Source organism: Microlunatus parietis (genome assembly GCF_013407955.1).
GTDB classification, from domain to species: Bacteria; Actinomycetota; Actinomycetes; order Propionibacteriales; family Propionibacteriaceae; genus Microlunatus; species Microlunatus parietis.
This window is the reverse complement of sequence record NZ_JACCBU010000001.1, coordinates 3,905,703-3,927,554: the sequence shown is the minus strand read 5'-3', so window position 1 is coordinate 3,927,554 and position 21,852 is coordinate 3,905,703. Positions and strand designations below refer to the sequence as shown.

The window sequence follows — 21,852 nt, the reverse complement described above, 5'->3', positions numbered from 1 at the left end:
AGTTCTTCCCCTGAGGGGTGGATCTGGCGCAAGATAGGCGGGTCTCGGGGACAGCGTTGGTCAAAGTAAGGGGTAGGGACCACATGCGGTTTGCCGACGCCCAGGCTGTTGCCTGGCATGATCCGTGGCCGAGCGAGATGAAGATCGCCACCACGGTCGACGATGAATTCCTGTTGCAGTACTTGTTCTTCCGGGCCTCGCACGGGCTCCGGTCGTCGACGCCGATTCCGGAGCTCGAGCCTGATCCGCCGCCCAGTGTCCGTCATCTCTCCCGGCTCCAGCGGTCCGAGTGGGACGCCGCCTGGGACCAGGGTTGGCGTGACCTGTGGGCCTGGCGGAGCCGGCTCGACGGCTGCCGCAACACGGGCACCCTGCAGGGCTTGTTCACCCGGATCGGGAAGCCGCCGCTGTGGCCGATGGAGCGGGGCGCGTACTTCGACCGGGACGCCTTCAGCGCCTGGAAGGACACCTTGATCGACGCCGACCGCAGCCGAGCGGCCCGCGAGCGGCCGGAGAACCGGTTCGTCGCGGAGCTGGCCTCGGCCTGGCGGCGCGGGCTGCACGAGATCGTCGTGCTGCCGTACCGCGGGGAGTTCTATCGCTCCGTCGGCGGGTTCGCGTTGGAGCTGTCGCGGACGAGTTACCTCAGCCCGACGTCCTTCCCGGCGGCCTTGGCCGAGTTCGGGGTCAGTCGGCTCCGGTACGCCTAGCCGGCGAGTACCGCGAAACCGATCAGGACCAGGGCGACCGCCACGGCAACGGCGGCGGCCAGGACGAGGTCGGCCGGCCCGAACGGGACCGGCCGCCAGACCGTCCTGGGCCCGTCGCCGAGGCCGCGCGTCTCCAGGGCCAGCGCGGTCCGTTCCGAGCTTCGGATCGACGCCACCAGCAGCGCGAACGCCGCGCGGGCGAACTGGCGCGGACCGAAGCGCGGCCGGCCGCCCAGGCGGACCGGTCCACGGACCGCCTGGGCGGCCCGGATGGTCGACCAGCGGTTCGGCATCGCCTGCAGCATGCGGTGTCCGGCGAGGATCGCGTACGCGTAACGCGGGCTGAGCCGGGCCTGCCGGACCAGGCTGATCATCAGGTCGCGCGGCGGAGTCGAGGCCAGGAAACCGATCGTCAGCACGCCGATCACCAGGCCGCGGAGTGCCAGTGCGACGCCGAACGTGACGCCCTCCGCGGTGACCCGGACCGGCAGCTCGGGCAGCAGGTCCCGGCCGGGCCGGCTCAGCGCGTTGACCGCGACCAGGCCGACGCCGAAGGCCAGGAACGGCAGTTGGGCCGTCAGCAGGGTCCGCCACCGGACCCTGGCACCGAGCCGGATCGCGGCGAGGGCGCTGCCGTACAGGATGAGCAGCGGGTACGGATCGGTCAGGAACAACGTCACCACCGAGACGGCGAACAGCAACGCCACCTTGACGGCCGGGTTGCGGCGGCCGAGGACGCTCGTCATCGCGACACCTGCTCTCGGAGCGCGGCCGCGTCCAGCCCGGTGAGGATCCCTCGGAGCGAGGCCTCGTCGATCGGCTCGGCGGCGAGCCTTTGCAGCAGGCGTGGGGCCCTCAGTCCGGCTTCGGCCAGCAGGGCGTCGTCGCGGAGCAGGCTCAGCGGCGTGGTGTCGGCGAGCAGGGCACCCCGGCCGAGGACGAGCACCCGGTCGGCATAGCCCGCGACGGCACGCAGATCGTGACTGGAGAACAGGACACCGTGGCCGGCTGCCGCCGTTTCGGCGAGGATGCGCAGCATGGTGATCGTGGCCGGCCGGTCCAACCCGAAACCGGGCTCGTCGGCGAGCAGGAACGGACGGTCGTGCAGCAGCATCGCGGCCAGGCTGACCCGGCGCTGCTGACCACCGGAGAGCCGGTACGGGTTGCGGTCGGCGAGCTCGGCCAGGCCGAACCGACGGAGCAGCTCGGCCACCCTGGATCGACGTTCCGGCGGCAGGCCGAAGGCGAGTTCGTCGGCGACCGTGGCCGCGGCGAACTGGTGCTCCGGGTTCTGGAACACCAGGCCCGGCCGAGGCCCGTCGACGGTGCCGGCCAGCGGGCGTTCCAGGCCGGCCAGGCAGCGCAGCAGCGTCGACTTGCCGCTCCCGTTCGCCCCGACCAGCGCCGTCACCTCGCCCGGGCGTAGCTCCAGCTCGAGCCCGTCCAGCACCGCTCGGCCGCCCCGACCCACGGCCAGGTTTCGTGCCCTGAGCCTGTCGAAGGGCCGAGGTGATGCCACCTGGTCTCGCCCTTCGAGAGGCTCAGGGCGCGGTGGGGCGAGCCGGAGCAGAGCGTCGAGCACGGCGGGATCTTCCAGCCCGCCGGGCAGGCCGAGGGCGGCCCGGAGTTCCAGGTCGATCGGCAGCCAGCAGCCCTGCTCGACCAGATCGCGCAAGGCTTCCGTACCAAGATCATCGGGCGGTCCGTCGTGCCGGACCAGACCGTCGGAGTCGATCATGATCCAACGTTCCGGCAGCTCGAAGCCCTCCCCGGTCAGCTCGTCCAGCCGGTGCTCGACCAGGACGCAGGCCGCCCCGGTGCCGCGGCGCGCGGTCGCGATCGCGTTCCGGACCGCGTCGACGCCGGCCGCATCCAGCATCGAGGTCGGCTCGTCGAGCAGCAGCAGCCGCGGCTCGGCGGCGACGGCGGCGGCGAGTGCGACCCGTTGCAGTTCGCCGCCGGACAGCTGGCCGGTGTCCCGGTCGGCGAGCCGGGCGGCGTCGGCCCGGTCCAGGGCCTTGGCGACGGCCGGTCCGATCGCGGCCGGGTCCACGGCCAGGTTCTCCAGCGGGAAGGCGACCTCGTCGGCCACACCGGACAGGCAGACTCCGGACTCGGGATCCTGCGCCACGACGCCGATCAGGTCGGCCAGTTCGGCGATCTCGTGGTCGGCGACCCGGCGGCCGGTGACCGTGAGTTCGCCGGTGACCTCGGCGTCGATCGCCCGGGGCACCGCGCCGTGCAGCAGCCGGAGCAGCGTCGACTTGCCGGAGCCGGACGGTCCCAGGACGAGGACGTACTCCCCGGGCCGGACGACGAGGTCGACCGGACCGAGCCGGCCGCCGCCGGGATAGCGCGCGGCCAGCCCGACGGCGTGGACGGTCGGCTCAGCGGGCACGGCCCGCCTCGCGGACGATCGCGAACTGGTCCAGGACGCCGGTCCGGAGCAGGGCGTCGACGATGATCTTGGCCAGCAGGCCGCCGAGCACCAGGCCGGACGCGAGCTGCAGGCCGAGCCGGAGCAGCAGGATGTCCTGCCCGAACCAGGCGTACCGGAACGCCGAGAAGATGAACACCAGGCCGGCGCCGCACAGCCCGGAGAGCGCGTACGTCAGCCAGCTGAACCGCCGGTACCGGGTGATCGCGAACGGCAGCTCGCTGCCGGCACCCTGCAGCGCCGCGGCGACCATCAGCAGCGGACCGACCGGCGAGCCGAGGAACACGACCTCGATGACGGAGGCGATCACCTCGGCGATGATCCCGACGAACGGCCGCCGGATGATCGCCACCGCGATCGGCGCGACCAGCAGCCAGCCGCCGAGCAGCAGATGCTGAGCAAGATCACCGGCCGGCCCCATCGCCACCGCGAGCAGGTTCCAGGCCTGCACCAGCGCCCAGTAGAGGAAGCCGAACACGACGCCGAGCATCACCATCAGGACGATGTCGCGCAGCGGCAGCCTCTTGTTGATCTTCGCCCGGTCAGCCATGGGACGGACTGTTCAGCGAGACGGTCAGGTGGCTGGTCACGTGCTGCACTCTGCGGCCGACCATCACCCAGCCGGCGACCACGGTCGCCAGCACGGTGCCCAGGTCACCCTCCAGCCGGGTCACGAAATGCTCCGAGGCGCGGAACGTCCCGTTCTCCTTGGCCAGCTCGATCGCGGCGTAGATGTCGCGCATGTGATCCGGCTCGATCCCCGCCCGGACGTCGTCGGCCAGCGGGTAGAGCGCCCACTCGGCCGCGGCGAACCGCCCGGTCTCTCTTCCTTCCGGTACGTCGACCGGGCGCGGCCCGGCCCCGCCCGGCAGCTCGCAGACCACTTCGCCGGGGCAGCCGCGGGACAGCTGCACGGTGATCGAGGCGTGCTCGCCGGTCGCGGCGATCGCGGCGGCGAGGTCGGTCAGATAGCGCAGCAGCTCGGTCTCGCTGCCACCCAGGTAGGTGCTGACGTCGCCGGTCTGCACCACGAGGTCGCCCGGATCCGTTGTCTGTAAGGCGTTCGTGATGACGTCGACGTACCGGTCGGTCATCACGGCCACGGTCACCCGGGCCCCGACGCCGAACCGCATCGGGTCGTCGATGATCTTGGTCATAGCAGTCCCCCTTGCCTTCTCGTCGGCACGGGGACCGGGGCACGCTGCCCCACCCAAGTTCGCTTCCTGCGCTGGCATGACCCAGATCAGGTTCAACGGTCGGAGTTCGAGTACTCCCTCTCAGCCCGGCTCACCGGACTCCCGTGCTCATGCTGAACGTACTTCACCCACCTTGGTCTGGGTCACGCCGGTCCACACCGTGGAACTCCGGGCCCCGCTGTCGCGATTTCACTGCTGACGGGCCGTTGCCGCGTGGCAACGGCGCTTGGTGGCTGATGCCAAGAGAAATCGCGACATCCAAAGCAAGTCACCACCCGGTCAGGTGGCCTCCGCGGGCAGCGGTTGCAGGATGCGGCGCCTTGCAACAGCGAGGAGACCGGCGCCGAGGCCGACCACCAGCCAGGCCAGCAGGGAGAGGATCGCCGAGCTCACCCCGGGTCCGTCGGTGACGATCGCGCGCATGCCGTCCAGCGCCGGGGTCAGCGGCAGCAGGGGGCGGATCACGTCGAAGACGGCGGGGACGGCCGCGGTGATCGCACCGGCGGTGGCCAGCACGACCATGATCACCGAGACGAACCGGCCGACGCCGCCGAACCAGGCGACCAGCGCGTGGTTCACCGCGACGAAGGCGAGACCGCCGAGCAGGGTGAAGCCGATCAGCCCCGCGGTCTGGCCCGCGGACAGGTCCAGCAGCACCCGCAGCATCACGGCCAGCACGACCGACTGGACGGCCGCGATGATCACGCCCGGCAGCCAACCCTCCACGGCGATCCGTACCGACGACTTCATCGAGGTGAGCACCCGGGAGCTGACCGCCTGCACGATCAGGTACGTGGCCAGGGCGCCGATCCACAGGGCGAAGACGGCGAGGAACGTCGTCGTGGCGCTGTCGGCGAAGGCCTGGTCGGGCCGTTCCGTGGTGACCGGTGTGGAGACCACGTCGGCCAGCGCGGTCCGGTCGGCCGCGGTGTAGCTGGGCACCTGTTTCGCCCCGTCGGCCAGCCCGTCCGCGAGCTTCGTGGTGCCGTCGGCCAGTTGATCGCCACCCGCGGCCAGCTGGACCACACCTTGGCTCAGTTCGGCGGCGCCCGCGGCGGACTGCCCGGTGCCGTCGGCCAGCTGCCCGGCGCCGTCGCTCAGCTGCGCGGTGCCGGTCTTCAGCTCCGCCGCACCGGCGGCAAGCTCACCGATCCCCTTGGAGAGCGCCGGCATTCCTTCCGCCAGCTGCCCGGTCCCGGCCGCGAGTTGATCAAGACCGCCAGCCAGCGCCTTGGTCCCGGTGGCCAGTTGCCCGGTCCCGTCGGCGAGCTGATCACCGCCCACGGCGAGTTGATCAAGGCCACCGGCGAGCGCCTTCGTTCCGTCGGCCAGCTGCCCAGAACCCAGCGCCAATTGATCGCCGCCGTCGGCGAGTTGATCAAGACCGCCGGCCAGCTGCTCGTTGCCACCGGCCAGTTGAGCCGAACCCTGCGCGAGCTGGTCGGCACCCGCCGCGAGTTGATCAAGTCCGGGGGCGAGCTGGTCGATCCCGCCGGCCACCTGGCCGGAACCCTTGGCCAGTTGATCACCGCCGCCGGCCAGCTGCTCCAGGCCATCGGCCAGGCCGAGGTTGCCCGCGGCCAACCGCTGCAGGCCTTCCGCGAAACCGCCGACGCCTTCGACCAGCCTGGCGATCCCGGTGCTCAGTTCCTTGGCTCCCGCGGCCAACTCGTCTCCGCCGTCGGCCAGCTCCGGGCCGCCCTCGGCCAGCGACCCGGACAGCCCGATCAGGCTCGGATTGCCGTCCTGCTTGCGTTCCAGGCCTTCGACGGCGGCACCGGCACCGGCCTTGAAGCCCGCCTTGAAGGCCGGGCAGGCGGATTCGGGGATCTCGTCGGGGCAGGCGATGCCGTCCTCGGCCAGCTCTTCCATCGAGTCGCGGTACTGGTTGAGTCCGCGGTCCAGCCCGGCCACGCCCTCGGTGTAGTCGCGGACACCCTCCGCGTACTTCCGCACGCCGCCGGCGTTCTTCTCGGCGCCGGCCTTCAGCTCGTCCGCCCCGCCGCTCAGGTCGGTAGCGCCCTCGGCCGCCTTCTCGGCGGCGCCGGACAAGTCCCGCGACCCTTCGGCCGACTTCCGGGCTCCCTTCGCCAGCTCCTCGGCCCCGTCGGCGACGCCGCGGGCGCCCTCGGCCAGTTCCTTCGTTCCGCCGGCGGTCTGCCGCATCCCCTTCGCCAGTTCCGTGGTGCCGTCGGCGACGCCGCGGGCGCCCTTGGCCAGCTCCCGGGCACCGCCGGCCGACTGCCGGGCGCCCTTGGCCAACTCGCCGGTCCCCTGCGCGGCCGCGTCCGCGCCCTTGGCCAAGTCACCGGCACCCTTCGCGGTGTCCCGGATCCCCTTCGCCAGCTGGCCGGCACCCTCGGCCGTCTTGGCGGTCCCGTCGGCCAACTCACCTGCGCCCTGGGCCGACTGCCGCGCACCGTCGGCCAACTGGCCGACCTGGACCGGCAGGTCTCGCGTCTGCCGGGCCAGCTCGCCGGCGCCGTCGGCGAACTGGCCGACGCCCTTGTCAAGATCACGAATGCCGCCCGCGATGCCCTTCGCGCCGGTGTCCAGTTCGGCCAGGCCGCCGGCCAGTTGCTCGGTGCCGTCAGAGGTCTGGTGCAGGCCCTTGGCCAGATCACCGGCGCCATCGGCGAGCTTGCCGGCGCCGTCCGCCACTTCCTGGAACTGCTTGCCGGTGTCGTTGAAGCCGACGTAGATGTTCTTCAGGTACTCCTCGGTGAGCTGCTTGTTCACCGCGGTCTGGGCGGCGGCCGCGATGGCCTGCCCGACCACCGGGTCGGCGATGCCGGAGACCTGCGAGGTCTTCACGTCGAGCGTTGCCGACCGGGCCGAGTCCGCGTCGTTGGCCGCATAGGAAGTCGCGTCGGCTGAGAAGGATTCTGGGATCGTCACCACGGCGGCGTACCGGCCACTGGCCAGCCCGTCCGCCGCGTCGGCCTCGTCGCTCAGCACCCAGTCGAAGTTCGGTGCCTCCGCGTCGTCGGGGTCTCCCTCGACCAGGGCGCCGGCCAACTGCCGGCCCAGCGGCACCAGCTGCCCGTTCAGCTCCACCGCCTCGTCCTGGTTGACGATCGCCGCCTGGACCCGGCCGAGTCTCGTGTCGGACTGCCAGGTCGCCAGCAGCATGCCGCCGGCGATGATCAACGGAATCAGGATCAGACCGATGATCGCGATCGGACCGACCGGGTTCCCGGAGCGGGCGCGTTCCAGCTTCAGCATCGTGATGTTTCCTTGATCATCCGTGGTGGACGTCGGCGAGTTCGTTGACCCGACCGAGGGTGAGAAAGTTGTACGGGCCGCCGACGACCGGTTCGATCCGGTCCCGGTCCGGCGCGGACCAGACCAGAGCGCGGCCGAGTTCCCGGAGGGCGTCGACCTGTTCGGCCAGCCGGTCCCGCCCGGCAGCCGTACCCTCGCCGTCGACGAAGATCAACGACGCCCGACTGCGGACCGCTTCGTCGATCGCCTCGGCGTCCCAGTCACCCGCGACCACGGCGGTACGGGAGCGCAGTTCACCGGCCTGGCTCGGCAGCACCAGCCCGGCCACCTTGACCAGTCCCTCGGTCAGCCGCATCCGCCCGGCCAGGGTCAGCAGCAGGGCCCGGCGACCGGTCTCATCCGGCCCGTCCATGATCAACACGTCGCCCGGCCGGACCGCCACCGAAACCGACTCTCCGCCGACCCGTACCCCTTCGGCGTAGACGAGATGATCATCACCGGGGGCCGGCCAGTCGGCCAGCGCCAACTGGTGGGCCAGCCCCTCACCCTCGACGTCGAACGTCGGCAGCCGCCGCTCCAGCCACCTGGGCAGCCACCAGGCGGCGTTGCCGAGCAGCGCCAGGACGGCCGGCACCAGCGTCATCCGGACCAGGAACGCGTCGACGAACACCCCGACCGCGAGCCCGAACGCGATCGCCTTGATCGCCCCCTCGCCCTCCGGTACGAACGCGGCGAAGACGGCGAACATGATCACCGCGGCGGCCGTCACCACCTTCGCCGAAGCAGAGAACCCGGTCCCGATCGCGGCGCGCGCGTCGCCGCCGTGCACGTAGTCCTCCCGGATCCGGGAGACCAGGAAGACCTCGTAGTCCATCGCCAGCCCGAACAGGATGCCCATCAGGATGATCGGCAGGAAGCTGATCACCGGTCCGGTCTGGTGCACGTTCAGCGGGCCGGACAGCCAGCCCCAGTGGAACACCGCGGCGGTCGCCCCGAACGAGGCACCGACGCTGAGCAGGTAGCCGACGGTCGCCTTGATCGGCACCGCGATCGACCGGAACACGATCGTCAGCAGCACCAGCGACAGGCCGACCACGAGGACGCCGAACGGGAGCAGGGCATTGCCGAGCCGGTCCGAGACGTCGATCGCGACCGCGGTGTAACCGGTGACGGCGATCGTGACGCCGTACTCCTCCTCGAAATGATCTTTGAGAGCCCGGATCCGCAGCACCAGATCCTTGGTCTCGTCACTGTCCGGCGCCGTCTCCGGGATCACCTGGACGATTCCGACCTCGGCGTTCTGGTTCGGCGTGGCGAGCGGGATCTCGGCGACGCCGGGCAGCTCACGCAACTCGTCGGCGATGCCGTCCATCACGCCGAGCGGGTCGTCGGAGGTGACGATCGTGGTGGAGACGATCAAGGGCCCGTTGTGGCCGGGCCCGAAATGATCACTGATCAGGTCGTACGTGACCCGGGCCGGAGCACCCGGCGCACCGGCCCCGTCGCTGGGCAGCGCGAGCCGGAGATCCTTGGCCGGAATGGACATCACACCCAGCCCGGCGATCACGATCACGACGGTGATCACCGGGATCTTGGTGACCAACCGGACCCAGCGGGTGCCGAGCGGGATCCGCTCCGCCCGCGGAGCCTTGTTCCTCCGGGGCTTGCGCGGCTTCGGCCGCAGCGCCTCGCCGGCGAACCCGACCAGGGCCGGCAGCAGCGTCAGCGCGACGGCGACGGCGATCGCGACCCCGACGGCGGCGGCGACGCCCATCACGGTGAGGAACGGGATCTGTGCCACGGCCAGGCCGATCAGCGCGATCATCACCGTGATCCCGGCGAAGACGACGGCCGAGCCGGCGGTCGCGACCGAGCGGGCGATCGACTCCTCGACCGACATCCCGGAGCTGAGTTGATCACGGTGCCGGGCCAGGATGAACAGGGCGTAGTCGATCCCGACGGCCAGGCCGAGCATCAGCGCCAGCATCGGCGTCGTCGAGGACACGGTGCCCAGCCCGGTCGCCGCGAAGATCAACGCCATCGTGATCCCGACCCCGAGCAAGGCGGTCAGCAGGGGCATCCCGGCGGCCCGCAGCGAGCCGAGGGTGAAGAAGAGGACGATCAGCGCGATCACGACACCGATCGCCTCGGTGATGGTGAGCTTGGGGATGTTCTCGCTGAACACCTCGCCGCCGATCGAGGTGGTCGAGCCCGGCACCGCCGCCGCGATCGCGTCGGCCTCGTGCCGCAACGCTTCCCGAATGTGCTCCGGAATAGTGGCCGCCGCGCCCTCCAGCTGCACCGACACGATCGCCGCGCTGTCGTCGTCGGCGATGGCCCCGTCGATGTTCTTGTCGTATGGCGAGGCGACGGACTTCACCAGGTCGAGGTCATCGATCCGCTCGACGCCGTCCTCGACCGCGTCCCGGACCGCAGGGCCGCGGACCGACTCGCCGTCCGGCGCGACGACGATGATCCGGGCGGCCGAGCCGCTCACCTCGGGGAACGTGCGGGACAACGAGTCCAGCGCTGCCTGTGATTCCGTACCCGGAAGCGTGAAGGCGTCGTCGAACGACCGGCCGAGCAGGCCGGCCATCCCGCCGACGGCGGCCAGGACGGCGAGCCAGGCCAGCAGCATGGCGATGCGTCGACGGACCGCGTACCGACCGAGCCGGTACAGCAAGGACGACATGAGTTACCCCCGACCGAGCCGCCAGACAGTTCGATACAGTAATGTATCCAATACAGATGTGTATGCAAATCTCGCTGACCCGTGATCAGCACCACAGCCGGTAGGGTCCGGTCTGTCGACCAAGGGGACGGAACCATGACCGAGGCAGGCGCTCAGCCGACGGCCCGGCGCGCCCAGACGCAGGACAAGCTGATGGCCGCGGCGGTCCGGGTGTTCGCCGCGCGCGGGATCATCGGCGCCTCGGTCGAGGAGATCTCCGAGGAGGCCGGCTTCACCCGCGGCGCCTTCTACTCCAACTTCGGCGACAAGGACGAGCTGGTGCTCGCGCTGCTGAAGCGCCAGGTCGAGGAGCAGTACGCGGCGCTGGAGCAGATCGCCGAGCTGCCGCTGGACCCCGACCGGTCGCTCGACGACCTGATCTCCGAGTCCCTCGACGTGCTGCAGGGCGCCGCCCGGCCGGACCCGGAATTGATCTTGATCAACCAGGAGCTGATGCTCTACGCCGCGCGCCAGCGCAGCGTCGGCCGGCAGTACCTGACGTACCAGGACGAATGCCTGGCCCGGTTCCGGGTGTTGATCAACGACCTGCTGCACAAGCTCGGCCAGGAGTTCACGATCGACCTGGACGACGCTGTGACGCTGTGCGCGGCCGCCCACCACCAGGCCCACCTGCTCGCCGCCCTCAACAACAGCCGGCCGGACCTGCGGCCGCTGCACCTGCTGATCCGCGCGATCACCCGCCCGCTGACCCCTTGACGATCTTGGACCGCTGACCTCGGGCCAGCCCTCGTCACTCTGGCCCCAAGTTTTTCACGTAACGTGAAAAACTGGCGCCATACCCGAGAAGCTTCTGTGGTAAAGCGGCAGGAAATGTGGTGAAGACGGACCGGGCTCGTCGTGCTGCGGCCATCACCCGTCTCTGGTCCTGATGATCTTGGGTCGGTGCGGTTCGGCCGTGTCGATCACCAGATCGGCCCCGGCCAGGGGATCGTGCCGCGCGCGATAGAGCGCCTGCCCGGGCAGGTATTTCAGGCGATAGCGCCGCTCGACCTCCGCCGCGTCGCCGAAACGATCAAGGTCGCGCCGGAGCGCCCGCTGCAGGGTCACCCGCTCCGGGACGTGCAGGTAGCAGGCCAGGTCCCAGAACGGCGCCAGCTCGGGCCGGAGCAGGAACACGCCGTCGACGATCAGCACGCTCCGCGGTGGGACCTTGAGCTCGGTCCGGCGAGGTTGGTCCGTGTCCAGGTCGCGGATGCCGACGACTACGGACGGGTCCCCGGCGGCGAACCCACGCAGCGACGCGGCCAGCGCCGCCACGTCGAAGGAGTCCTCCAGGTAGGACTCCGGAGTCAGCCCGCGGGCCCGCCGGCGCTCGGCCGGGTGGTGGAAGTCGTCCACCGAGAGCCTGGTCACGGCCGAGCCGAGGAGGTCCGCCAGGTCGTCGGCCAGGGTGGTCTTGCCGGCAGCATCGGGACCGTCCACGGCGACCAGCGAGCGTGGCCCGGTCAGGGCTCGGATCCGTACCGCGAGAGTTTCGAGAACGTCCACCCCTCCAGTGTCTCGACACGCCGCGAGAGCCCGCGCGCCCGGGAGGTGGCGGCGGTTGGGATGCTTGGGCCATGCACATCCTTGTTGTCGACGACGATCAGGCCGTCCGAGACTCGTTGAAGCGCTCCCTCAGCTACAACGGGTACGAGGTCAGCACGGCCGGTGACGGTGCCGAGGCGATGGCCCGGCTCGCCGCCGTCCGGCCGGACGCCGTGATCATGGACGTCATGATGCCCCGGGTGGACGGGCTGGAGGCGACCCAGATGCTCCGCGCCGCCGGCAATGACGTACCCATCCTGGTCCTCACCGCGCGGGACGCCGTCGGCGACCGGGTGGACGGCCTCGACGCCGGCGCCGACGACTACATGGTCAAGCCGTTCGCGCTGGACGAGCTGCTGGCCCGGCTGCGGGCCCTGGTCCGCCGCGCCGGTACGACAGCGGAGTCCAGCGACCCGTCCAAGCAGAGCCTGACGTTCTCCGATCTGGTCCTGAACACCCACACCCGGGAGGTGCTGCGCGGCGCCCGCCCGATCACCCTGACCCGGACCGAATTCGCCCTGCTGCAGGCGTTCCTGGAACATCCGCGCCGGGTGCTGGAGCGCAGCTGGCTGCTCAACGAGGTGTGGGGCTTCGACTTCCCGACCACCGCGAACTCGCTCGAGGTCTACATCGGCTACCTGCGCCGCAAGACCGAGGCCGAGGGCGAGCCGCGGCTGATCCACACCGTCCGCGGTGTCGGGTACGTGCTCCGCGAGACGCCGCCGTGATCATGGTGGGCTCATGGTCAGCCCGCTGAGGCGGAAGTGGCGGAAGCTTCCGCTGCGCAGCCGGGTCGCCTACCTGACCTCGGTCGCGGTAGCGCTGGCCGTCGCGGTGACCAGCGTCGCCGGCTATCTGACGATCCGGATCTCGCTCTACCGGGCGATGGACGCCGAGTTGACCGCGATCGCGAACGACCTGACCCCTGCGGTCGCCCGGGACATCAGCCGGCTCGGCGGGCTGACCGAGGACGGGCTTCGGGCCGGTGGCATGTCGGTCGCGGCGATCCGGGCGGACGGCGAGATCTACTACGTCCCCGACCAGGGCGCCCACCTGATCCTCGGGCCGAAGGAGCTCGCCGTCGCGCGGCTGCAGACCGAGCCATCGGCCCGGACCGGTCTGACCACCCGCGGCGAGTCGTACCGGATCATCGCGGTGCCGATCCGCGGGCTGCCCTCGTACGCGCTGGTGCTCGGCCGACCGCTGCAGCCGACCCAGGACGCACTCAGCTCGCTCTGGCTGGTCTTGATCATCTTCGGCGGCGCCGGCGTGATCATCTCGGCCGCCGCCGGAGCGGCGATCGCCCGGTCCAGCCTGCGTCCCGTACGGGCGCTGACCAGGGCCGTCGAGCGGGTCACCGCCACCGATGAGCTGAAGCCGATCGAGGTCACCTCCGGCGACGACGAACTGACCCGGCTGGCCGAGTCGTTCAACCGGATGCTGCGGTCGCTGGCGTCGTCGCGGGAACGGCAGCGGCAGCTGATCGCCGACACCGGGCACGAACTGCGGACCCCGCTGACCAGCCTGCGCACCAACATCGAGCTGCTGGTGTCCGACGTCGAGACCGGGATGCTCCGGCCGGAGGACCGCGAGGAGATCCTGCACGACGTGTCGGCGCAGTTGGTCGAGTTCACCTCGCTGATCGGCGACCTGGTGCAGCTGGCCCGGGAGGACCGGGTGAAGCCGGCCCCGGAGCCGATCGACTTTCGCGACGTGGTCAACGCCGCTTTGGATCGGGTACGGCGGCGCGGGCCGGGACTGACCTTCGACGTCGAACTGAACCCGTTCTACGTGATCGGCGAGGCCGACAACCTGGAGCGGGCCGTGACCAACCTGCTCGACAACGCGGTCAAGTGGAGCCCGCCCGGCGGCACCATCCGAGTCCAGCTCGAGGGCGACCGGCTGCGCGTGGCCGACCAGGGCCCCGGCATCGCGGAGGAGGACCTGCCGTACGTCTTCGACCGCTTCTACCGCTCCGACACCTCGCGGAACACCCCGGGCACCGGACTCGGCCTCTCGATCGTGGCCCAGGCCGTACACCGGCACGGCGGCAGCGTCACCGCCGGCCGCTCCGCCCAGGGCGGCGCCGAGTTCACCCTCCGCCTGCCCGGCTCGACCACCCTGGAAGGCTTGGCCGCCACCCCGCCGCGGCTGACCGATCAGCAGCGCACCTCCTGATCCGATGACTGATCTGCTGTGCCTCCGAGCGCTGATCATGGACCAGTACGGCCTCGCCGACCCGCATATCAGCCGGCTCGCCGACGATCATCCGGTCTTCCTGATGATCACCGGCGCGGAGCGCTGGGTGATTCGGGTCGGGCACGACCTGGATCGCTATGCCGCGGTGCTCGATGCCCTGACCCGGGCCGGATTCCCCGCCCCACCTGTGCTGCTCACTCGCGATGGCCGGCCGGTGGTCGAGTTCCAGAAGGCGGCCGAGACCCTGCACGTCATGATCATCGGCTACGTCGACGGAGAGCCGACACCGTTCCGGCCGGAGCCTCTGGGCCGCCTTGGCGGGACCCTCGGCCGGCTTCATCGGGAGGGCACGGCCGCGATCGTGGCCGCCGCCGATCCGCGGCCCGGGCTTCCCGTGATCGACCGAGCCGGCATGTTGCCAGCCGGTGAGCTCCGGTTCGGGCTGAGTCGTTTGGCGGCGGCGAGCGGGCGCGGCACGGCAGCCGAGCGCAACGAGGCCGACCGGCTTGCCGAAGCCTGCCGGGCGGCGCTCGACTTCGGACCCGGTCTGACCTCGGTGTTCCTGCACGGCGACGCGCACCCGTGGAACAGCCTGCTCGCGGCTGACGGGTCGGTGATCTTGATCGACTGGGACAGCGCGGGTCCCGGGCCCGCAGTGATCGACCTCGGGTTCCTCGCCGTCTCCTGCGCGACCGGCGGGCTGGCCGGTCCACCCGCACCGCCCGACCCGGCCAGACTGGCGGCGGTCGCGGCCGGCTACCGGAACGAATTCACGCTGACCCGCACCGACCTCGACGCGCTGCCCTTCGCGGTGAGCTTTCGAGTCCTGGTCAACGCCACCGTCGGCTTCGGCAACTTCCTGATCGCCGGGCGCCACCCGCTGACCGAGCCGTCGATCCGGTGGAGCCTTGACCGCCTGCGCGCCGCGCCGCGGATCGCCGCCGATCTCCGCCAGCTGCTCGAGACCGGCACCTGATCCGGCGGACCGTGTCGCCAAAGCTCTTCAACTCAGCCGCTGGAGCCCGTATAGCGCTCCAGCGTTCGAGTTGAGGAGTACTCGCGACAGGGCGACCCAACCGAATCCTCGCTCGTTCCGTGCTGCTGGTCGCCGATCGGCGGGCCGAGGGCCTCGCCGAGCCGGGACCCGACTTCCCGTTCGGCGCCGACGACCTGGTCGAGGCCGCGGCCGACCTTCGGATCGTCCTCGGTCGGTGATCAACTTCGGCCGCGGGTGGCGTACGGCGTGTGCGTCGGCAGCGTCATCCGCGGGCCGCGGCGCGGGGGCGTGTGACCGGCCATCCCGAGCAGGGCCTGGACCCGGTACCGGTGTCCGCGGTAGGGCTCCAGGAGCTCGGTGCAGGCGTCGTCGTCGAGCTTCTCCCCGGTCAGTGCCCAGGTGATCGCCCTCCCGACGTGATAGTCGCCGATGCTCCACGCGTCCGGGTCGCCGTGGGCTCGCTGCCGTACCTCGGCGGAGGTCCACGGTCCGATTCCGGGCTGGCTCTGCAGGGCTCGGTCGGCGTCGGCGAAGGTCAGGGCCAGGGTCCGTTCCAGGGCGGCCGCCCGGCCGGCGGCGCGGACCAGCGGCCGGCTGCGCCGCTGCTCGACACCGGCCATCAGGAACTTCCAGCTCGGCACCCGGGCCCAGGTCTCGGGCGCCGGCGGCACCCGCATCCCGTACACCGGCGAGTCCGGATCGCCACCCGGGCCGGGCGGCACCTCGCCGTACTCGGTGACCAGCAGCCGCCAGGCGCGGAACGCCTCCTTGCCGGTCACCACCTGCTCGATGCAGGAGGGCAGGATCGCCTCGATCACCCGCTCGGTCCGGCCGACCCGGAAGTACGGGAAGCGCCGGTGCGCCTCGACCAGCGGCGGATGCTCGGGCAGCGGCCGGAAGCCGGACGGGTCGTCGTCGGCGCCGAGCAGCCGGGGCAGTTGATCAAGAGCCCACTGCGCGCCGTCGCCCCAGGCTCGCGCCCGCACCGTCCGGCCGGTTGCACCGATCATGATCAACACCGGTCCGCTCGGCGTCCGGGACGCGCGCAGCCAGCCGTTGCCGATCCGGCGGTGGGTCGGATCGCCCGACCCGCGGCGCAGGCCGAGCATGATCGAATCCAGCATCACGTCGTGGTCCAGGACGATCGTGCGCGTGTCGGGGCCGATCACCATCGCAGCCGGAATCTCACCGCGCCGGGCTCGTCGACATCGACCCGGACGAAGCCGTTCTTGATCAAGATCCGTTGCGAGCCGAGGTTGTCCGGCTCCGTCTCGGCGGTCACCTCGGTGACGCCGGCGTCCCGGGCGATCCCGATGATCGCGGCGCAGGCCGCCGACCCGATGCCCTGTCCCCACAGGGAATCCACGATGTCATAGCCGATCTCCACCCTTCCTTGATCATCGGGCGGTCCGTGGAAGCCGATGTTGCCGACCACCTGGTCGTCACGGACCACGTGATACATCCACCACGGCGTCGTGTCGGGTTCCGGCTGCCCGGCCTCCACCGACAGCCGGTAGCCGATCAAGGTGTTCTCGGTGGGGTACTCGGGATGCCAGCGGAGCCCGTCGGCCGGCCCCGGCAGCAGGCCCGTCGCCTCGAACCCGAGCCGATCCCGCTGGTCCAAGCGGCGCAGCGTGATCACATGATCACGTCCAGCGTGAAGCCGCGCCGGCCCTGGGCGGTCAGCTCACAGCGGTATTCGGCGGCGACCAGTTCGGCCACCCCGGCCGGCGAACGCGGTGCCGCCGGGGCCTCCAGCAGCAGCCGCGCGACCAGCCCGCGGGTGTGCTTGGCCTGGTGCGAGATCGCGACCCGCCGGCCGTCCACCTCGGCGAACACGCGCACGGCGACGTAGCGGTGCGCGGCGGCCGGCTCGGGCTGCCAGGCGCCCGTGTACGTCGACGAGCGGCAGTCGACCACCACCCCGGAGCCGGCCAGCTCGCCGAGCACCGGCCCGAGCCGGGACCGCCAGAACCGTGCCAGCGGGCCGATCCCGGGCAGCGAGACCCCCATCGACAGCCGGTACGGCGCGATCCGGTCACCGGGCCCGACCGGACCCCAGAGCGCGCTCTGCACCCGAACCGAACGATTGGCCCGGCGCCGGGCCGTGACCGACAGGCTGTCGTAGGAGAGCGCGTCGTAGAGCACACCCGTATAGACCTTCGACACCGGCTGAGCGGGCAGGGTGTCCAGCCGCGTGTTGAACTCAACCTCACCGGCCAGCCCGGGCGCGACGCCGAGAATCTCGAGGGCGTCGGCATGCCCGCTGGCCTTGATCAAGGCGTCCCGGACCGCGATCCGGGCCTCGGCGAGTTCGGGATGCGACAGCCGGTCGGGGTCGACCGGACGGCCGCGCCGGGTCGGCGCGGCCTTGCCCTCCGACGGCGGCAGCAAGATCAACATCAGTCGTCGCCCGCCGGCCAGGGATTCGGCCGGCAGCCGTCCACACCCTTGGTCTGCTGCATCATGATCGGCGCCGGCCGGCCCCGGCCCGGACAACCCACATGGCCGAAGCCGAGCGCGTGCCCGAACTCGTGATTGACCAGGTAGCGCCGGTAGTTCGTCACGTCGTCCCCGTACGCCTCCGCCCCGAACGCCCAGCGCTTCGCGTTCAGCACCACCTTGTCACCGTTGCGGCAGGACACCTCGCCACCGGTGAGCAGCGGGGCGCACAACTTGTCGGTGGTCTTCGGCGTCGCCAGATACGCGTGCAGGTCGGCCTCCTCGTCCGGCCCGACCAGCTCGAACCGCCATTGCCCGGTCCCGCTCCAGGACCGCTCGTCGTTGAGGATCGTGTGGATCGTCTTGGCGATGTCGTCGACCTCGTACGGCAGCCCCTTCTCGACCCGGACGTCGTAGGTGATCTTCTGGCCGGAGTCGCCGGCCGGCTTCGCGGTCCGCTGCTGCCGGTCGTAGGTGCCCTTCCCGGCGGCCGGGATCTGCGGCGTCTCCTTCGGCTTGGGCTGCTTCGACGGCGGCGGGTCGGAGCGGGACGGTCGCTCGGAGCGGTCGTCCCGCGGGTCGGGCTCGGGCTCCGGTTCGGGCGGCGGAGTCTCCTCCGGCGTGCCGCCGGGAGCCTCCGGCAGGTTCGGCGGAACCGCTGATCCGGCACCGGCGCTGGTGTCGGTCCGAGTCGTCCAGATGGCGATGCCGGCGGTCAGCGCGACGGCCCAGACCACGACGGTGAGCACCAGGACCATGGGTGCGGTGCGGGAGCCGGATTCGCCGGAACGCTGCGATCTGGGTCGTGAGCGGGTATCGTCGCCGCCGGCCCTAGGCCAACTCGGATCATGTTCTCGTTTCGCCGCGGGCAGACTCGACCGGGTAGCTTTCTTCTTGCCCTTCGGAATCTGGCTCACGGGAACTAAGACTATGACGGAGACTCACACTCACCACGAGGACGACCGCGCCCTGACGCAGGCCGACCGGGTCCGGCACCAGAAGGCGCTGCGGATCATGGTGGTGATTCTGATCCCGTTGCTGATCTGGACCATTGCCGGACTGGTCTTCCTGTGGCCGCGCGACGTCGAGTCCAAGATCGACCCGAGCCTCGCCAATCCGCCGGACATCACGTTCGTCACCGGCAAGGTGACCAACATCAACCAGATCAAGTGCGAGGGCCTGCCGGGCATGGTGACCGGCCGGACCGACCAGGTCTGTGCTGACCTAGCGGTGGAGCTGACCGACGGGCCGGAGCAGGGCCAGACGGTCCAGGTCGCGGTCTCCGACACGATCTTCAAGTCCGGTGTCTCGATCGGCCAGAAGTTGAAGCTGATGCGGGTGCCGGCCGAGCCGGGCCAGCCGCCCGCGTACCAGTTCTCCGATTTCGAACGTACGGTTCCGCTGGCGATCCTGGCCCTGATCTTCGCGGTACTCGTGGTGCTGGTCGCGCGATGGCGCGGGTTCGCGTCGCTGATCGGATTGGCGTTCGCCGGCTTCATCCTGATCAAGTTCATGTTCCCGGCGCTGGTGGTCGGCTCGAGTCCGATCCTGGTCGGCCTGATCGGGTCGGCCGCGATCATGTTCGTTGTCTTGTACGCGGCGCACGGGTTCAGTGCCCGAACCACGACAGCGTTGCTCGGCACCCTGTTCGGGCTGGTGCTGAGCGCGCTCTTCGGCTGGATCGCCACCAAGTGGGCGCATCTGACCGGGGTCTCGGCAGAGGACGACTACGTCCTCGCGGCGACCGCGCCGAACATGGAACTCACCTCGGTGGTGATCTGCGGCATCATCATCGCCGGCCTCGGCGTCCTGAACGACGTCACGATCACCCAGGCCTCGGCGGTCTGGGAGCTGGCCGATGCCGACCCGGACCGGAAGCGGCTGTTCTCCCGGGCGATGCGGATCGGCCGCGACCACATCGCCTCGACGGTCTACACGATCGCCTTCGCCACCGCCGGCGCCGTGCTGCCGGTGCTGCTGCTGATCGTGATCTACCAGCGGCCGCTGATCGAGGTGGTGCAGACCGAGCAGTTCGCGGGCGAGGTGATCCGCACCCTGGTCGGCTCGATCGGCCTGATCCTGGCCGTACCGCTGACGACCTTCATCGGCGTCGCCGTGGTCCGGGTCAGCGACCGGTCCAAGGCCGGATCGCCGGCACTCGCCTCGGGCGGCGGAGCCGTGGCCGCCAACCGCTCCCATACCGCCTCGGCACGGTCCGGCCGAACCTCCGGCTCGGGTCGCTCGGCCGGCTCCGGCCGGTCCGCCGAGTCGCCACGCTCGGCCGAGCCGCGGCCGCGCCCGGCCCGGAGCGCCGTCGGCCGGCGGTCCGAGCCGCCGGCGCCGGAACCGGATCCCGACTCGACGATGACCCAGACCGCGGTCGGCCGATTGTTCCGCCGCGGCGACACGAGCCACGGCGGCGCCCGCTCCCGCCGGGCCCGGGACGACGACGACTTCGGCGACTTCTCCCACCTGCGCGAGACCGACGACGACACCGACGGCGGCCGCTGACCCCCGTCAGCCCGTGAGGCCGATCGAGTGCAGGGCGATCGCCCGATCGATGGTCAGATCGGCGAACCGCTCCCGATAGGACCGGAACAGGGCGGGAGTCAGCCCGACGCTGACCGCGCCCATGATCTCCTCCAGCGGGGCGGACGGGTCGATCGTGTGCCAGTCCCGAATCACCTCGGCTGAGATCCCCATGCTGTGCAGACCGGCGACATCATCGAGCGTGATGCCGGGCCACGCGGCGCGGGCATCGGCGAAGGCCGCCGGGCTGATCCCGAGCGAGCCGAGCATGATCAGGTCGTCGATGCTGAGGGTCGGCTCGACGTCGAGGTAGGCGGCGACGCTGAGGGACGCCGGCTGCTCGGGGCCGCTCGGCTCGGCCTGCTCATCGGTCACGTCCTCGATACCCGCCCCGGCCCAGTCGCCAGAGCCGAACCTTGGGTCCGGTTCGACCCGCTCGTCCGTTTCGACCCGCGCGGTCGGCTCACTCATCTCGGTTGCCTCGCCCGGATCTCCCTGGTCGCGCGGCCCGGCGGCCGCCAGTTGCGGCGCTACGTGCTGGGTGGCGGTGGGCTGGGTGGGGCTGGGTTCGTCCGGGCGCAGCGCGGCCCGGGCCTGGGTGTAGTTCTCGCCGGTACGGGCCATCCGCTCACGTACCAGCTGCTTGAAATCGGCGTCTTCGGTCATGTCGAATCCTCCGGACGTACGACAGCCCCAGCCCGCCGGTCACGCCCAAGGGTCGAGTGACAACGCGCGAATTCCACTACGTCGGAGGATGTGCTCCCCTTCGTCGGTAGGTGCTGGAGCTGGGGTCCGGCACCGGACTGGGCGTCAGACGTACGCCGCTGCACCGATCTTCGCACGCGGCCCCAGCACCGGCAAGGGAGCTTCGCCTCGGGACCGGGGAATTCGGCCGGGTATAGAGGGTGTTGCGGATTCGTCCCGATTGGAGGTCAAGGCGTCCGCTCAGTTGGCGACCTTGATGGCGCGCCCGCCTCACGACCCCGACCGCTGTGGATTTCCGCCGCGACTGCCCGGCTGAAATTCACTCCGGTCGTGCGCAGTGAGTATGGGCAGGAGCGCAAGATCTTCGGCGAGGGTCCCTACGGACCGACTTCTGCAACACCCTCTGTACCCCCGCGGGATGCTCCGCGGTCGCGTGGCTGATCCAGGCCGGGACCGTCAGCGCGGTCGGCGGCAGCGAACCAGCAGCGCCTGCGGCAGTTCGGCGTCCCGCTCGGCGAATTCCTCGAACTCCAGCCCGGCCCGCAACGCCGCGTTCAGGTAGGTGGACAGCATCCGGTGGTTGGCGCCGACATGGCCCCGGACTCCGTCCCGGCCGGTGCTCCAGCGCCGCTCGGTCGCGTAGCCGCCGTCCTCCGGCCAGCTCGACGGAGTGTCGCCTCGGCCCGGGAAGCAGGGGTGGAACAGGGTGAAGACGAACCAGCCGCCCGGGCGGAGCACCCGCGCCACCGTGCTCATGGCGCCGGCCAGGTCGTCGATGTCCATCAGCGCCATGTTGCAGACCGCCCCGTCGAACGGTGTCCCGTCCCACCAGCGGGTGCCGGCGGCGTTCCCGACCAGATAGCGGATGCCGGCCGGATCGGACTGCTCCTGCTCGCGGGCCTTGCTGAGCAGTTGCGCAGCGAGGTCGACGCCGGTGACGACGGCGCCGCGCTCGGCCAGGATCCGGCTCAGTTGGCCCCAGCCGCAGGCCAGGTCGAGCACCGCCTGGCCGGTCAGGTCGGGCGGCAGGAAGTCGGCGGCCGCGGGCTGCCATTCCCGGGTGTGGGTCACGTACCAGTCGGCATGATTGTCGTACCGCGGCGTCGTTGTCATGATCATGAACCTACCCGATC

General features: G+C 70.9%; 19 protein-coding genes and 1 riboswitch. Of the genes, 6 read left to right on the top strand and 13 right to left on the bottom strand.

Going from position 1 to position 21,852, the window contains the following annotated elements; genetic code table 11:
• Positions 1-83: 83 nt before the first annotated feature.
• Complete coding sequence (locus tag BKA15_RS18785) at positions 84-710, top strand: hypothetical protein (RefSeq protein ID WP_179753279.1); 627 nt, start codon at positions 84-86, stop codon at positions 708-710.
• Here BKA15_RS18785 and BKA15_RS18780 read toward each other — a convergent pair.
• From BKA15_RS18780 to BKA15_RS18755, 6 genes are all read right to left on the bottom strand, one after another.
• The gene (locus BKA15_RS18780; protein ID WP_179753276.1) at positions 707-1,456 is read right to left on the bottom strand and encodes an energy-coupling factor transporter transmembrane component T family protein; all 750 of its coding nucleotides are present in this window, start codon (positions 1,454-1,456) and stop codon (positions 707-709) included. The genes BKA15_RS18785 and BKA15_RS18780 overlap by 4 nt on opposite strands.
• Positions 1,453-3,108 (bottom strand): ABC transporter ATP-binding protein, encoded by a 1,656-nt coding sequence (locus BKA15_RS18775; protein WP_179753272.1) that lies wholly within the window; start codon positions 3,106-3,108, stop codon positions 1,453-1,455. The genes BKA15_RS18780 and BKA15_RS18775 overlap by 4 nt, the downstream gene beginning before the upstream one ends.
• A complete protein-coding gene (locus BKA15_RS18770) occupies positions 3,098-3,697 on the bottom strand; it encodes an ECF transporter S component (RefSeq protein ID WP_179753269.1) in 600 nt (199 codons plus the stop codon). Before BKA15_RS18770 ends, BKA15_RS18775 begins: the two co-directional genes overlap by 11 nt.
• Positions 3,690-4,304: a YkoF family thiamine/hydroxymethylpyrimidine-binding protein gene (locus BKA15_RS18765; protein ID WP_179753267.1), complete on the bottom strand. Its 615-nt coding sequence runs from the start codon at positions 4,302-4,304 to the stop codon at positions 3,690-3,692. The genes BKA15_RS18770 and BKA15_RS18765 overlap by 8 nt, the downstream gene beginning before the upstream one ends.
• Before the next feature lie 46 nt (positions 4,305-4,350).
• Positions 4,351-4,459: riboswitch (TPP riboswitch) on the bottom strand.
• Positions 4,460-4,622: 163 nt separating this feature from the next.
• Entirely contained in the window at positions 4,623-7,568 is a 2,946-nt protein-coding gene (locus BKA15_RS18760) for a YhgE/Pip domain-containing protein (protein ID WP_179753264.1), read from the bottom strand.
• Positions 7,569-7,584: 16 nt separating this feature from the next.
• The gene (locus BKA15_RS18755; RefSeq protein WP_179753263.1) at positions 7,585-10,260 is read right to left on the bottom strand and encodes an MMPL family transporter; all 2,676 of its coding nucleotides are present in this window, start codon (positions 10,258-10,260) and stop codon (positions 7,585-7,587) included.
• A 135-nt stretch (positions 10,261-10,395) separates the two neighbouring features.
• On the opposite strand from BKA15_RS18755, the gene BKA15_RS36910 reads away from it, so the two are divergent.
• Positions 10,396-11,016, top strand: coding sequence for a TetR/AcrR family transcriptional regulator (locus BKA15_RS36910; protein ID WP_179753262.1), 621 nt, complete (start codon positions 10,396-10,398; stop codon positions 11,014-11,016).
• A gap of 153 nt (positions 11,017-11,169) precedes the next feature.
• Here BKA15_RS36910 and BKA15_RS18745 read toward each other — a convergent pair whose 3' ends face one another.
• A complete protein-coding gene (locus tag BKA15_RS18745) occupies positions 11,170-11,808 on the bottom strand; it encodes a nucleoside/nucleotide kinase family protein (protein WP_312879123.1) in 639 nt (212 codons plus the stop codon).
• Between the two features lie 71 nt (positions 11,809-11,879).
• On the opposite strand from BKA15_RS18745, the gene BKA15_RS18740 reads away from it, so the two are divergent.
• From BKA15_RS18740 to BKA15_RS18730, 3 genes are read left to right on the top strand one after another with little or no spacing between them, the layout of a single operon-like run.
• On the top strand, positions 11,880-12,575 hold the full coding sequence (locus BKA15_RS18740; protein ID WP_179753259.1) for a response regulator transcription factor: 696 nt from the start codon (positions 11,880-11,882) through the stop codon (positions 12,573-12,575).
• Between the two features lie 13 nt (positions 12,576-12,588).
• Positions 12,589-14,025, top strand: coding sequence for a HAMP domain-containing sensor histidine kinase (locus BKA15_RS18735; RefSeq protein WP_179753257.1), 1,437 nt, complete (start codon positions 12,589-12,591; stop codon positions 14,023-14,025).
• Between the two features lie 4 nt (positions 14,026-14,029).
• Positions 14,030-15,022 (top strand): phosphotransferase enzyme family protein, encoded by a 993-nt coding sequence (locus BKA15_RS18730; protein ID WP_179753254.1) that lies wholly within the window; start codon positions 14,030-14,032, stop codon positions 15,020-15,022.
• Positions 15,023-15,261: 239 nt separating this feature from the next.
• Here BKA15_RS18730 and BKA15_RS18725 read toward each other — a convergent pair whose 3' ends face one another.
• From BKA15_RS18725 to BKA15_RS18710, 4 genes are read right to left on the bottom strand one after another with little or no spacing between them, the layout of a single operon-like run.
• Positions 15,262-16,215, bottom strand: a complete 954-nt coding sequence (locus BKA15_RS18725) for a DNA-3-methyladenine glycosylase family protein (RefSeq protein WP_179753253.1) — start codon at positions 16,213-16,215, stop codon at positions 15,262-15,264.
• Positions 16,209-16,667 carry a GNAT family N-acetyltransferase gene (locus BKA15_RS18720; RefSeq protein WP_179753251.1) on the bottom strand — a complete coding sequence of 153 codons (459 nt, stop codon included), beginning with the start codon at positions 16,665-16,667 and terminating at the stop codon, positions 16,209-16,211. Before BKA15_RS18720 ends, BKA15_RS18725 begins: the two co-directional genes overlap by 7 nt.
• A 14-nt stretch (positions 16,668-16,681) precedes the next feature.
• Positions 16,682-17,446 (bottom strand): YaaA family protein, encoded by a 765-nt coding sequence (locus tag BKA15_RS18715; RefSeq protein ID WP_179753247.1) that lies wholly within the window; start codon positions 17,444-17,446, stop codon positions 16,682-16,684.
• Complete coding sequence (locus tag BKA15_RS18710; RefSeq protein WP_312879122.1) at positions 17,446-18,234, bottom strand: DUF3152 domain-containing protein; 789 nt, start codon at positions 18,232-18,234, stop codon at positions 17,446-17,448. Before BKA15_RS18710 ends, BKA15_RS18715 begins: the two co-directional genes overlap by 1 nt.
• Before the next feature lie 181 nt (positions 18,235-18,415).
• Here BKA15_RS18710 and BKA15_RS18705 point away from each other — a divergent pair, with 181 nt between their 5' ends.
• The gene (locus BKA15_RS18705; protein ID WP_179753243.1) at positions 18,416-19,996 is read left to right on the top strand and encodes a YibE/F family protein; all 1,581 of its coding nucleotides are present in this window, start codon (positions 18,416-18,418) and stop codon (positions 19,994-19,996) included.
• A 6-nt stretch (positions 19,997-20,002) separates the two neighbouring features.
• Here the strand turns inward: BKA15_RS18705 and BKA15_RS34925 are convergent, their stop codons facing one another.
• Together BKA15_RS34925 and BKA15_RS18695 are read right to left on the bottom strand one after the other, a co-directional pair.
• Positions 20,003-20,680 (bottom strand): hypothetical protein, encoded by a 678-nt coding sequence (locus BKA15_RS34925; RefSeq protein WP_218871464.1) that lies wholly within the window; start codon positions 20,678-20,680, stop codon positions 20,003-20,005.
• 495 nt (positions 20,681-21,175) lie between these two features.
• Positions 21,176-21,838 (bottom strand): class I SAM-dependent methyltransferase, encoded by a 663-nt coding sequence (locus tag BKA15_RS18695; protein ID WP_179753241.1) that lies wholly within the window; start codon positions 21,836-21,838, stop codon positions 21,176-21,178.
• Between the last annotated feature and the right edge of the window lie 14 nt (positions 21,839-21,852).